11 protein-coding genes are annotated in these 12,190 nt (G+C 77.0%); 3 read left to right on the top strand and 8 right to left on the bottom strand.

Annotated features, from left to right (window positions below; genetic code table 11):
* Window positions 1-1,665 carry an ABC transporter substrate-binding protein gene (locus tag P9841_RS11510; protein ID WP_502847534.1) on the bottom strand — a complete coding sequence of 555 codons (1,665 nt, stop codon included), beginning with the start codon at window positions 1,663-1,665 and terminating at the stop codon, window positions 1-3.
* A 106-nt stretch (window positions 1,666-1,771) separates the two neighbouring features.
* Here P9841_RS11510 and P9841_RS11505 point away from each other — a divergent pair, with 106 nt between their 5' ends.
* From P9841_RS11505 to P9841_RS11495, 3 genes are all read left to right on the top strand, one after another.
* Complete coding sequence (locus tag P9841_RS11505; RefSeq protein ID WP_283318821.1) at window positions 1,772-2,398, top strand: TetR family transcriptional regulator; 627 nt, start codon at window positions 1,772-1,774, stop codon at window positions 2,396-2,398.
* A 202-nt stretch (window positions 2,399-2,600) separates the two neighbouring features.
* The gene (locus tag P9841_RS11500) at window positions 2,601-2,876 is read left to right on the top strand and encodes a hypothetical protein (protein ID WP_283318820.1); all 276 of its coding nucleotides are present in this window, start codon (window positions 2,601-2,603) and stop codon (window positions 2,874-2,876) included.
* A gap of 59 nt (window positions 2,877-2,935) precedes the next feature.
* Window positions 2,936-4,333: a UTP--glucose-1-phosphate uridylyltransferase gene (locus tag P9841_RS11495; protein ID WP_283318819.1), complete on the top strand. Its 1,398-nt coding sequence runs from the start codon at window positions 2,936-2,938 to the stop codon at window positions 4,331-4,333.
* A 4-nt stretch (window positions 4,334-4,337) separates the two neighbouring features.
* Here P9841_RS11495 and P9841_RS11490 read toward each other — a convergent pair whose 3' ends face one another.
* From P9841_RS11490 to P9841_RS11460, 7 genes are all read right to left on the bottom strand, one after another.
* Window positions 4,338-6,899 (bottom strand): LuxR C-terminal-related transcriptional regulator, encoded by a 2,562-nt coding sequence (locus P9841_RS11490; RefSeq protein WP_283318818.1) that lies wholly within the window; start codon window positions 6,897-6,899, stop codon window positions 4,338-4,340.
* 55 nt (window positions 6,900-6,954) lie between these two features.
* Window positions 6,955-7,884, bottom strand: a complete 930-nt coding sequence (locus tag P9841_RS11485) for a cation efflux transmembrane domain-containing protein (protein WP_283318817.1) — start codon at window positions 7,882-7,884, stop codon at window positions 6,955-6,957.
* 205 nt (window positions 7,885-8,089) lie between these two features.
* Window positions 8,090-8,698 carry a signal peptidase I gene (locus tag P9841_RS11480; RefSeq protein ID WP_283318816.1) on the bottom strand — a complete coding sequence of 203 codons (609 nt, stop codon included), beginning with the start codon at window positions 8,696-8,698 and terminating at the stop codon, window positions 8,090-8,092.
* Window positions 8,695-9,402 carry a hypothetical protein gene (locus P9841_RS11475; protein ID WP_283318815.1) on the bottom strand — a complete coding sequence of 236 codons (708 nt, stop codon included), beginning with the start codon at window positions 9,400-9,402 and terminating at the stop codon, window positions 8,695-8,697. The genes P9841_RS11480 and P9841_RS11475 overlap by 4 nt, the downstream gene beginning before the upstream one ends.
* Window positions 9,399-10,814, bottom strand: coding sequence for an RCC1 domain-containing protein (locus P9841_RS11470; protein ID WP_283318814.1), 1,416 nt, complete (start codon window positions 10,812-10,814; stop codon window positions 9,399-9,401). The genes P9841_RS11475 and P9841_RS11470 overlap by 4 nt, the downstream gene beginning before the upstream one ends.
* Complete coding sequence (locus P9841_RS11465) at window positions 10,811-11,548, bottom strand: hypothetical protein (RefSeq protein WP_283318813.1); 738 nt, start codon at window positions 11,546-11,548, stop codon at window positions 10,811-10,813. The genes P9841_RS11470 and P9841_RS11465 overlap by 4 nt, the downstream gene beginning before the upstream one ends.
* Entirely contained in the window at window positions 11,545-12,183 is a 639-nt protein-coding gene (locus P9841_RS11460) for a hypothetical protein (protein ID WP_283318812.1), read from the bottom strand. Before P9841_RS11460 ends, P9841_RS11465 begins: the two co-directional genes overlap by 4 nt.
* Window positions 12,184-12,190: the final 7 nt, after the last annotated feature.

Raw genomic sequence — 12,190 nt, 5'->3', positions numbered from 1 at the left:
TCAGGACGCCAGGCGCGCGTCGAGGAACGTCGGCGTCGCCACGGTGTCGAGCGTCCGCACCCCCGTGACGCCGCGGGTGAGGAAGTGGTTCTGCTGGTCGTACAGCGGCAGGATGTAGTACCCCTCGAGCACGCGCTGCTGCGCCTGCTGGTAGAGGTCGGCGCGCTGGTCCGCGTCGGCCGTCGCGGACGCCTCGTCGAGCAGCGCGTCGAGCTCCGGGTCGGTGACGCCCGCGTGGTTGGCGAAGTAGCCGCTGGGCGCGGGGACGGTGCCGTCGGAGTGGTAGAGGATCCGCAGCACGTCCGGCCCGACCTTCGTGTACGGCGCGGACACGGCCTCGTACTCGTGGGCGCCCAGCGCGCCGTACCAGGCGGACAGGTCGAGCGGCGTGAGCACCACGTCGAACCCGACCGTCTTCGCGTTGGCCTGGATCTGCTCGAACAGCGACTGCTCGGCGGCCACCGACTGGTTGGTGCTCACCGGGAACCGCACGGTCAGGCGCTCCCCGTCCCGGGTGCGGTACCCGTCGGCGTCCCGCTCCGTCCAGCCGGCCTCGTCCAGCAGCTCGGCGGCGCGGTCGGTGTCGGTGCCGAACAGGTCCGGGTCGGAGTACGCGACCGGCTCCACGCTCGACAGCGGGGAGTACGAGCGGGTGGCGGTGCCGGCGAACAGCGTCTCGATGCCCGGGTCGACGTCGGCCGCCCGGACGAACGCCTCGCGCACCCGGACGTCGTCGAACGGCGGCTGGGCGCTGTTGAGCTCGATCCGGTTCACCGAGCCGGGCCGGGGGGCGTCGAGGTGCGCGATGTCGCCGCCGGCGTCGGCCTGCGCGATGGTGTCGGGCTGCGGGTTGTCGATCACCTGGACCTCGCCGGAGCGCAGCGCGGCGTAGCGGGTGGCGGCGTCGGGGATGAACCGCCAGACGATGCGCTCCAGGTACGCGGTGCCCTCGTGCTCGGCCTGCGGGTCGTGCGGCACGTAGTCCTCGTTGCGGACGAGCTCGACCTGCTGCTGCGGCGTCCACGACTCGACGACGAACGGGCCGGTGCCGACCGGCGCGGCGCAGTTGGCGTCGGTGCCGCGGGCGATCCCGGCGGGCGACTGCATCGCGGTCCACTGCTGGCTGAGCGACTCGAGCAGCGCCGAGTCCGGGGCGGACAGGTGAAACCGGGCGTGGGTGGCGTCGACGACCTCGACCTGCTCGACCTTCTGCACGGCGAGGTAGCCGGTGGAGGACCCCGTGTCGGGGTCCTGCAGGTGCTCGATGTTCGCCTTGACCGCCTCGGCGTCGAACGGGGTTCCGTCGGTGAAGGTGACGTCGTCCGCGAGGGTGAAGTCCCAGGTCAGGCCGTCGTCGGACGTCGTCCACTGCGTGGCGAGCCACGGCAGGATCGTGCCGTCCGCGTCCCGGCCGACGAGCGGCTCGAGGTACTGCGTGCTGATCAGCGCCTGCGGGTAGTTGCCGCCGACGTGCGGGTCGAGGCAGGTCGGCTCGGCGTCGCCCGTCGCGTAGACCAGCGTGCCGCCCGTGCGCGGGGTGGCGTCGTCCTGCGCGTCCCCGCCGCCGCCCGAGCAGGCGGCCAGCGCGAGGGCGAGCACCGCGGCGGGCGCGGCGGCGCGCGCGGTGCGGCGCAGGCGACGGGGTCGGGAAGCGGCGTCGGGCACGGGTCCACCTTCGCTCGGCAGGTTGTTGAACGGAGTCCAACAATAGGTCGCGGCGACGGGTGCGGCGCCCCTCGGCCGGTGTGACGCTCGTCCTACGATGGCGGCCGTGCCCCCGTCCCCGCCGCCCGGCAGCCCGGCCCCGCCCGAGCCGTCGCCGCCGCGGCGCTCGGGGCGCCCGCCCGCCGCGTCGCGGGCGATGCTCGAGGAGGCCGCCGGCGAGCTGTTCCTCGAGCGCGGGTACGCCGCCACCTCCGTCGCCGACATCACCCGCCGCGCCGGCGTCTCGCGGAGCACGTTCTTCAACTACTTCCCCGGCAAGGCCGACCTGCTGTGGGCCGCGTTCGACGAGCGGGCCGACCGGCTCCGCACCACCCTGGCGGGCGCCGACCCCGCCGCGCCGCCCGGCACGGTGCTCGCCGCCGCCCTGCACGAGCTGGCGGCGGACCTGCCGGCCGAGCACGTGGCCCTCGCCTTCACGCAGGCGGACGCCATGGGCCTCGGCGAGGACCTCCGCCTGGCCGCCGCCCGGCGGACCGCCGACCTGGGGGCGACGCTCGCCGCCTACGCCGCCGCGCGCGGCGTCGACCCGCTGCGCGCCCGGGTGGCGGGCACCGCGTGGGCGGGGGCCCTGGCCGCGGCGGTCGAGGCGTGGGCGCACGCGGGGGCCGACCGCACGCGCCTGCCGGACCTGCTGGACCGGGCGCTGGCGCCGGTGCGCACGGCCCTGCCCTGACCCGCGGAACCCGCCCTGGGGACCACGGTCGACGACCCCGGATCGCGGCCTACGGTGCCGTCCATGCACACCGGACCCTCACCACGACGCTCTCGCTCCTGCCCACCCACCGCCAAGCAAGGTAACTTGTGTCCCGGGACCCGCTCTGCGCCGTGCACGCCATGCGCCCCGTCCGTGACAAGTTCCTCGGGAGGAGCTGACCGTGCCCCGATCGCTCGACGACATCCTCGCCCGCTCCGAGCAGCTGGCCGACGAGTTCGAGGCCTACGAGCCCGGCCCCGGCGACCGCGGACGGGTCTCGCCCGTGACCGCGGTGCGGCTCGCGGCGCTGCGCCGGGACGAGGCCGAGCGCGAGCTCGCCGACGCCATCGCCGCGGCCCGCCGCGACGAGGGGACGTCGTGGGCCCGGATCGGCGCGCTGGTCGGCACGTCCGGCGAGGCCGCGCGGCAGCGGTACGGCCGGCACGCGGCCCGCTGACGACGCCACCCGGAGCGCTCGCCCTGCGGCGCCGCCGCCGACCTTCCTAGGATCGGGACATGAGCGACTCCGGACTCCGGCAGGCCCAGGACACGATGACCGCGGCGGGCGTCGACCCCACCGCCATCGAGGTGTTCACCCACTACTACCGCGAGCTCGAGGCGGGGGCCACGGGCCTCATCCCCGAGGACACCATCGAGCCGCTGCTGGACCCGCCGGCGCTCGCCGACGTCACGGTCGACCCGGAGGCCGCGCGGGAGGCGCTCGCCCGCACCGTGGTCATCAAGCTCAACGGCGGCCTCGGCACCTCGATGGGCATGGACAAGGCCAAGTCGCTGCTGCCGGTGCGCGACGGGAAGTCGTTCCTCGACCTCATCGTCGAGCAGGTGCGCCGCGCCCGGGCCGCCCACGACGTCCGGCTGCCGCTGGTCCTCATGAACTCGTTCCGCACGCGCGAGGACTCGCTGGCCGCCCTGGCCCGGCACGACGACGTCGCCGTGGACGGGCTGCCGCTGGACTTCCTCCAGAACCAGGAGCCGAAGCTCCGCACGGACGACCTGACGCCCGTGCGCTGGCCGGCCGACCCGACGCTCGAGTGGTGCCCGCCCGGCCACGGCGACCTGTACACGGCGCTGCTCGCGTCCGGCGTGCTGCGGACGCTGCTCGACGCCGGGTTCCGGTACGCGTCCGTCTCCAACTCCGACAACCTCGGCGCCGCCCCCGACCCGGTGATCGCCGGCTGGTTCGCGGCGTCCGGCGCCCCCTACGCCGCCGAGGTCTGCCGGCGCACCGCCGCGGACCGCAAGGGCGGCCACCTGGCGGTCCGGAAGTCCGACGGCCGGCTGATCCTGCGCGACACCGCGCAGACGCCGCCCGACGAGATGGACTACTTCACCGACGAGCACCGCCACCCGTACTTCCACACGAACAACCTGTGGTTCGACCTGGAGCAGCTCGCGGCGGCGCTGGAGTCCCGCGGCCCGGTGCTGGGCCTGCCGCTGATCCGCAACGTCAAGACGGTCGACCCGACCGACCCGGACTCCCCCGAGGTGTTCCAGATCGAGACCGCCATGGGCGCCGCGATCGAGGTGTTCGAGGGCGCGACCGCGATCGCGGTCGGCCGCGAGCGGTTCCTGCCCGTGAAGACCACGAACGACCTGCTGCTGCTCCGGTCGGACGCCTACGAGCTGGCCGACGACGCCACGCTGCGGCTCGCCGTGGACCGGGCGCCGCTGGTCGACCTCGACCCGGGCGTCTACAAGACGGTCGGCCGGTTCGAGGAGCGGTTCGCCCACGGCGCGCCGTCCCTGCGCGGCGCACGCTCGCTCACCGTGCGCGGCGACTGGACGTTCGGCGCGGGCGTCGTCGCGACCGGCGAGGCGGAGGTCACGCCGGACGGCGCGCCCGGCGAGATCCCGGACGGCACCGTCCTCGGGACGCCTGCCGCGGGGCGCTGAGGGCTCACAGCAGCACCTCGGCCAGGCGGGACCGGCTGCGCAGCCCCAGCTTGCCGAGCACCCGGTGGACGTGGTTCTCCACGGTGCGGGTGCTCAGGTGCAGCCGCACCGCGATCTCCCGGTTGGTCATGCCCTGCGCCGCGAGCACCGCGATCTCGTGCTCCCGGTCGGACAGCAGGTCCGCGGACCGGTGCACCGGCGGCGCGCTGCGGATCGCCTCGGCGATCTGCTCGCCGAGCAGGTCGTCGACCTCCGGGTCGGCGAGCGGCGGCAGCCCCCTGGACTCCCGCAGCCGGTTCACCGCCTCGAGCACCCGGGGCGCCAGGCCCGGGACCATCTCCAGCCGCGCCGCGCGCGCCGCGCGGTCCAGCTCCGCGAGGTCGTCGCCCAGCAGGGCCGCGTGCAGGTCGACCAGCGGCGCGAACAGCGGCAGCGGCACGCGGTCCGACAGCTCGCGCATCTGCCGCACCTGCTCCGGCGTCGAGGGCTCGACACGCAGCGCCCAGTACTCCAGGGCGAGCATCGGCCGCCCCGCCAGCCGGCAGCGGTCGCCGAACCGCCACATCAGCGCGTCGGCCTCCGCGGTCCGTCCCTCGTCGAGCAGCAGGTACGCCTCCGCCACGCCCTGCACGGAGTCGACCACCGGCTCGTGCAGGGGCGGCGCGTGCCGCAGCTCGGTCGCGAGCATCCGCGCGACGTCGCTGTTCCGCATGAGCGCGGCCAGCATGGCCGACAGCGTGAGGCTGCGCCGGTAGAACGCGCCGCCGAGCGGCCCCGGGGGGCCGAGCCGCAGCGCCGTGCTCAGCACGCGCCAGGCGGCGGTCCACTGCCCCCGCACGGTCAGGGCGTGCGCGAGCGAGAGGCTGTGGATGCGGATCCCGGCGGCGTCCAGGCGGTCGTAGGCCGCCTCCAGCAGGGCACGGGACCGTGCCTCCGCCTCCACCACCCGGTCGAGCAGGAGCAGCGCCATGCCCCGCAGGCCCGCCACCGCGTGGTCCACCTCCCCGGGCATCCACGGCGCCGCCCGCACACCGGTGGTCAGCCGCAGCACCGCCCCGGGCCGACCCGCCTCGAGCAGCACCGACGCCGCCGAGAGGACGGCCAGCGACCGTCCCGGCTCCGGGGCGTCCGGCCCGGGCAGCGCGAGCCGGCTCAGCAGCGCCTCGTCGTCACCACCGCCCGCGACCGCCGCGGCGACCAGGGACCGCAGCCCCGGCGCCGCCGCGCCGCCCGCGCCCCGCGGCTGCACAGCGACACCCGGGTCGACCGCCGGGTCGACGTCCTCGCTGCGCTGCCACACCCGCCACCGACGGCAGAGGTCGTCGAAGGTCGCCGCCCTCTGCGGGTCCTCCCCCGGGTCGCGCACCGTCCCGTCGACGACGTCGCGCACCCGGTCGGTCGCGGGACGCCGCAGCAGCGCCATCAGGTACGGGAGCGCCGTCGCCACCTCGGGCCGTTCCTCCCACGCGCCGCGGGCGGCGGCCTCGGTGACGACCGACCGCTCGTGCACCAGGCCCGTCAGCTCCGCCGCCCAGCGCCAGTACGAATCCGCCGGGTCGCCGGCGGCGGACACGATCATGTCCGTCAGCCCGGTGCGGACGGACGGCAGCGGCAGCTCGTGGCCGGCCTCGGGGACGAGCAGCCGCGCGACGTCCAGGCGGCGCGGCCCGCTCAGCCGGTCCCGGACGGCGCGCGCCAGCGCCGGCGGCGACACCGCCAGCAGCCCGCTGTCCCCGCCGTAGGACACCACCCGCCCGCGCGCGACCAGCACCGACAGGTCGGCGTCGGGCACGAGCCGGTGCACGACCTCCGACGGTGCCGGGCCGAGCACCGCCAGCACGTCGAGGGCGTCCTGCGCGCCCGGTGGCAGCCCCGCGGTCATGAGGTGGGCGACGGCGTCGAGCGGCACGTCGTCGAGGTCGCCCACCGCGGTCCAGACGTCGTCGCGCCGGCCGACGGTCCCCGCGAACTGCGCCGCGTCCACCATGGCGGCGGCGACGGCCGGGTTCCCCGCCGACCACGCGGTCACGGAGGAGGTCAGCGCCGCGTCGACCGGGCCGTCCAGCCGGTCGGCGACCATCCGCGCCATCGCCTGGAAGCCCAGCGGGGGCACCCGGACCTCCGCGGGCGCCCGCGCCGCGACCAGCCTCGACAGCGACGGCCGGCCGAGGCGGGTGAGGTCGCGCGTGGCGGTCGCCACGAACCGCGCGCGGCTGCGACGGAGCACCCGTCCCAGCACCTCCAGCGTGGCGTCGTCCAGCTCGTCGACGTCGTCGACGAGGAGCACGCCGCGGGCACCGAGGTCCGCGACCAGGTCGGCCGCCACGTCGTCGTCCGACCGCCCCGCCGGCGTCAGGGGCCGGGCGCCCGCGGACGGCACGCGACCGGCGAGGTCGTGCCAGTCGGCCACGACGACACCCAGGTGCTGACGCTCCCCCTGCCGGGCGACCACGCCGAGCACCGTCGACCGGCCGGAGCCGGTGTCCCCGCGGACCACCACGTCGCGGCCGAGCGCCAGCCAGCGCAGCGCAGCAGCGGCGACCGAGTTCAGCGCGTCCAGCACCATGCCTCCTGGTCTCCCGCGTCACCCGGCCGGGCGCCGCGTCCGAGCACCGCCACGGTCAGGCGGCCAGCTCCGGGTCGGTCGTGAGCTCGACGGTCGCCCACACGTCCAGCGGGACCCCGACCAGGCCGTCGAGGACGGCGCGCCGCACCCCGTCCTCCTGGTCCACGTCCCACCGCCCCGGCTCGACCACGAAGTCGACCTCGAGGTAGAGCCGGCCGCCGAGCTTCGTGGCGCGCACGAGCGGCTCCGGCAGCCCGAACCTCTCCCGGGCCGCCGCGACCGCACGGCCCACCTCCCGCGCGACGTCCGCGGGCGGCTCCCCCTCCAGCAGCTCGTGCATGCCGTCGCGGATCAGGCGCAGCGGCAGCGTCCCGACCAGGGCGACGGCCAGCAGCAGGAGCGCGGGGTCGACGTACGGCACCACCGCGTCGCGCCCCGTCCGCTCGAGCACGACGGCGGCCACGCCCCCGAGGGCCACGACCAGGCTCAGCCACGCGCCCGCACGCCAGGACACGACCTCGGCGTGGGCGAGCTCCGAGTCCGGCGCCGCGCGCCGCAGCCGGAACGCGACGCCCGCGCTCACGACGGCGGACAGCGCGCCGTACGCGACGAGCGACCCCGGGTCGCTGTCGGAGCCCCCCGCCAGCAGCGTGCCCACCGCGTCGGCGACGCCGTACACCAGGGTGGCGAGCAGCGCCGCCCCCTGCATCGCCACGGCGAGCGGCGTGGCGCCGTGGCGTCCGAACGGGTAGCGCCCGCCGGGTTCCGACGCCGCGGCGCGCGACGCCAGCGCGGACACCCCGACCAGCGCGGTCCCCGCGGCGGTGTAGATGCCGTCGAACAGGATCACGCCGGACCCCGCGACGACGCCCCACACGGCGGCCCCGGTGCCGACCACCGCCGCCGCGACCGCCGACACGGTCAGCGCCGACCGCTCGCGCCGGAGCCGCGGGGCGGCCGGGTCGGGGCTCTCCGGTCCGTCCACGGCGCCTCCCGGTGCCGGTCGCGCGGCGCGCGGCTCAGGTTCGCAGTGTCGCCCCTCCGGCGCCCCGGCGTCGAGGTCACGCGGCGCCACCCCGGCCTCGCGGTCACGCGGCGCCATCCCGGCCTCGCGGTCACGCGGTGCAGCCCCGGTGCGGCGGACCGCCCGGCCCGTGCGGCGGACCGCCCTCCCGCGCGACGCCGAGCGGTCAGCCACGCGCCCCGGCGGCGGCGCGGTGCCGTCCCCGGTCGCGGGGGGCGGAGCCGCCACCGGCCCGCTGACCGGGTGCCCCGTCCGCCGGGGGCACCGCGAACGTGAGGACGACGGCCGCCACGAGCACGCCCCCCATCACGACGACGCCGCGGCCCGACTGGAGCGTGCGGACGACGTAGCCGCCGCCGGGCAGGGTGGCGACGTGACGCCGCACCTCGCCGACCACGTAGGGCATCGGGTCGTCCGTCTCGTTGGCGTCCCCGCGGAGCACCAGCTCCCGCACCCCGGGGTCCGCGCCGTCGGGGGTGCGGACCTCCACCACGCGGTGGGTGACGAGGTCCGTGGTGCCCTCGCGGCGCGGCACGGTGACCACGTCCCCCACCTCCACCTGGTCCGCGGGCACCGTCCGGCCGGCGATGAGCGAGCCGACGGGGATGCCCGGCTCCATGGACCCCGACACCACGACCAGCGGGCGGACGTCCAGCACGAGCCCCGCCACGACGGCGCCGATGCTGGCGGCGCCGAGCACGGCCGTCGTGGTCAGCAGGACGCTCCGGACGAGCCGCAGCACCCGCCAGGCGATCCGGTAGCCGGTGCCGGTCACCGTGAGCTGCCCGTGAACACGAGGGCCAGGGCCGACCGGCCGCCGTTGAACGCCTCGGTCGCCGGCGTGTCCGGGTAGGCGACGGTCACCCGCAGCACCCGGTGGTCCCCCGGGGCCGCGGGGTCGGCGGTCCAGGGCGCGCCGTCGGCGACGGCCGGCAGCGTGCGCCCCGCGAGGTGCAGCCCGCCGACGGCCGCGCCCACCTGCGCGGTCGTGACGGTGCTGGTGAGCGGGGTGGCGGGCGTGCCCGCCAGCACGGCGCCGGTCTGCGCGTCGGCCACCGACCACCGGTAGAGCGCCACGGGGTCGGAACCCGGGCCGCTCGGCGCTGTCTCGGCGTACCGGTCGGCGACCGCGAGCACGACGTCGGCGTCGTACGGGCCGTTGTTGGCGACGGGCACGTCGAACGTCACCGTGTGCCCGGGCAGGAGCGACCCGGCACCGTCGACCTGCCACGCGACACCGTCGCCCTCCGCCTGCCGCAGCACGCCGTCCTGCACCAGGCCGATGTCGAACCGCTCGCCGCTGCCCACGGTCGCGTCGAGCCCGGCGACGTCCCGCAGCGCGGCGCCCGTCGGGGCGACGGTCGCACCGACGGCCCCGAGACCGCCGACGGCCAGGGCGAGCGCGGCGACCAGGAGGGTCGCGGCGCGAGGGCGGCGCGGGGCCGGACGGGCGCGCCGTCCGGCCCGGGCCCGGCTCACGGTGCCACCGCCAGCACCGACAGGTCGTGGCTGACCACGCGGTTCTGGCTGATCGCGACGCTGGTCGGCAGCCCGATCGCCCCGCGCGGGTTGTAGCCGCGGCCGGAGAACACGCCGTCGGCCGTCTGCCAGATCATGAAGCCCTGGCCGACACCGAACTGCGTGACCCCGGTGGCCAGGCGCGTCGGCGTGGTCGGGCAGCGGGCGTAGTCGTCGCCGGCGCCGTAGCACCACAGCTCGCCGTTCGACTTGAGGAACGCGGCGCCCGTGAAGCCGAACGCCATCGCGACCACGCCGGTGCCGAGCCCGGTGACCACGGCGGGCGTCTGCCACGAGCTCCCGGGCGCGGACCGGCCGGTGCGGTCGGCGGAGAACGTGGACCACGACAGCACGGACCCGTCCGACAGCAGCGCGCCGCCCATCTGGATGCCACCCGAGACGCTGACGACGTGCGGGCGGGAGGCTCCGACCGTCCGCAGCAGCCAGGGCTGCAGGGCGGTGACGGGGCGCGCGGAGAGCGACGCGCCGGTCGGCACCTGGTCGGCGGCCACGGCCGGGTTGCCGTTCACGGTGGTGTTCAGCGGCGTGCGACCGCCGAGGTAGTACACGTCGCCGTTCTCCAGGGTGATCCAGAACGTGTCGTAGCCGCCGACGACGCTCGTCGGGCAGGCGCCTGCGACCCGCGTCGGGTCCGGGAGGCCCTTGACCTTGCTCGCCCCGAGCTGGGCCAGGCCGTTGCCGCCGTAGCCGTACTGGTACGTGGCGTCGCCCCAGTGGCCGCCCCAGTGCCAGACCGTGCAGTCGTCCCGCAGCGCCGCGCCGGCGTACTCGGTGGACGCGATGGCCGTCACCCGGTCCAGCAGCGGAGCCGAGGTCGTCGACGCGCGGGCACCGATGCGCACCTGGCGGGGCGGCGCCGCCGGCGAGCCGAACGCGCCCACCGAGCAGCCGTAGTCGGTGAACGTGGTGGACAGGTCCGTGCCCGCGGCGCGCGAGCAGTCGCCCCAGCCCCACACCGTGCCGTCGGCGCCGAGCGCGTTGAGCGAGTAGATGCCGGTGGCGACCTGGACCACCCTCGGCAGGCCGGCCACCACGGTCGGCCCGATGTTCAGGTCGGCGCTCGAGGTCCCGTTGATGCCGTACATGCCGAGGCCCCACACGACGACCTGGCCGGCGGGGGTGACGCCAACCCCCGTGTCCACCATGCGCGAGCCGAGCGTCAGCCCCGTCCGCTGCTCGGGCGGCTCCCCGCCCAGCGCGGCCGGGAGCGGCCCGGTGCGGGCGGCGGTCGTGTCGACGTAGGCCGCCGTGGCGGTGCCGGCCAGGGTCGCCGCGAGAGCGGTCGCGACGACGGCGGCCACCGCGGCGAGGACCCGTCGGCGACGGGACGGGGGGCGGGACGTGGTGGTCATCGTGTCTCCTGCGGGGTCCGGCCGGTGCGGGGCTCCTGGGACGTGGTCGTGCGGGACGACCGGGTGGTCGCGGCGCGCCGGCTCGCGAGGGCCGTCCCGCCTGCGCCGAGCAGCGCGACCGCGGCGAGCGCGAGACCGGCAGGGCCGGCACCCGTCCGGGCCAGCACGCCGCTCGCGGCCGACGGGGACGCGGGGGCCTGCGCCGTGACGGCCAGCCGGACGGACCCGCTCGCTCCGCGGTACGCCTCCGACGCCTCGGCCGGGAGCTCCACACGCGCGGTGAACGTGGTGCGACCCGCCAGGTCGGGCAGGGCGACCTGGCGCCCGAGCAGCGACGAGACGTCCGACGACGCGAGCAGCACGGTGCCGTCCTCGTCCGTCACCGTGAGGGTCAGCGGGTGGTCACCCCGGAGCAGCGGACCGTCCACACCGCTCACCGCGAGCCAGACGGGCAGCGGGTCGTCCCCCGCCCCGGCGGCCGGCGTCACCGTCGTGGTCCACGTCGCGGCGTGACCCGGCAGCGGGGCGACGACGTCCACGGTCGCGGGCGAGACCACGACGAGCTCCTCGTCCGCGACCGACGCGCGGACCACGGTGCCGCGGCCGTCGACCGTGGCACCCGGCGACAGCGGGGCCGCGACCGCGGACGTGACGCCCGCGGGGACGAGCAGCAGGACGCCTGCCGCCACGGCGGCGGCCGGGACGCGCGCCACCGACCGGGTCACCCGCCTCACGAGCTCACCCCGCTGAAGCGCAGCCCGGCCGCGGTGGTCCGGCCGTCGTACAGGCGCCAGGTGCCCTCGGCGACGACGGCGCGGACCGCGACGGTGCGGGACCCGCCCGCGGGCACGTCGAGCACGAGCGCGGCGACCGCGACCTGCGCGGCGGTCGCGTCGGTGGCCAGCGTCACGGGACGGCCGGCGTCGGTGACGTCGAGCACCGTGAACCGCAGCGTCGAGAACAGGTCCGGGTACCGGTTCGCGCCGACGACGACGTCCGCGGGGTCCGGGTCGAACAGCGAGAGCCCGACCCGGCCGGCGGCGTCGGGGGCGTGCACCGTCGCCCGCCACTCCACGGGCGTGTGCGTCGTGTAGGCCGCCCCGCCGGTGGTGCGCACGACGAGCGGCTCCGGGTCGCCCTCGACGGGGCCGGCGGGCGACCCGTCGGGCGCGGTGCCGGAGACCTCGAGGGCGAACGTGCCGGAGACCTCCACGACCGCGGTCGTCGTGTCGTGGTAGCCCGCGTGCACGTCGCGGGCGGAGGTCGCGAGGACGGCGGCGCCGGCCGCGACGCAGACGAGCCCCAGGGCGCCGGCGAGCACCGCGGGGCGGGGCCGGCCGGTCCGGTTCCGGGGACGGGGAGGCTGCACGGTCGTC

Source organism: Cellulomonas sp. ES6 (assembly GCF_030053835.1).
Taxonomy (GTDB): domain Bacteria; phylum Actinomycetota; class Actinomycetes; order Actinomycetales; family Cellulomonadaceae; genus Cellulomonas.
Note: the sequence above shows the minus strand (reverse complement) of the source record. Positions and strands in the feature narration are given on the sequence as shown.

Coding starts and splice junctions, on each gene's coding strand:
- P9841_RS11495 (WP_283318819.1), top strand. CDS start 2,936: ATGAGCGACTCCGGACTCCGGCAGGCCCAGGACACGATGACCGCGGCG.
- P9841_RS11490 (WP_283318818.1), bottom strand. CDS start 6,899: ATGGTGCTGGACGCGCTGAACTCGGTCGCCGCTGCTGCGCTGCGCTGG.
- P9841_RS11470 (WP_283318814.1), bottom strand. CDS start 10,814: ATGACCACCACGTCCCGCCCCCCGTCCCGTCGCCGACGGGTCCTCGCC.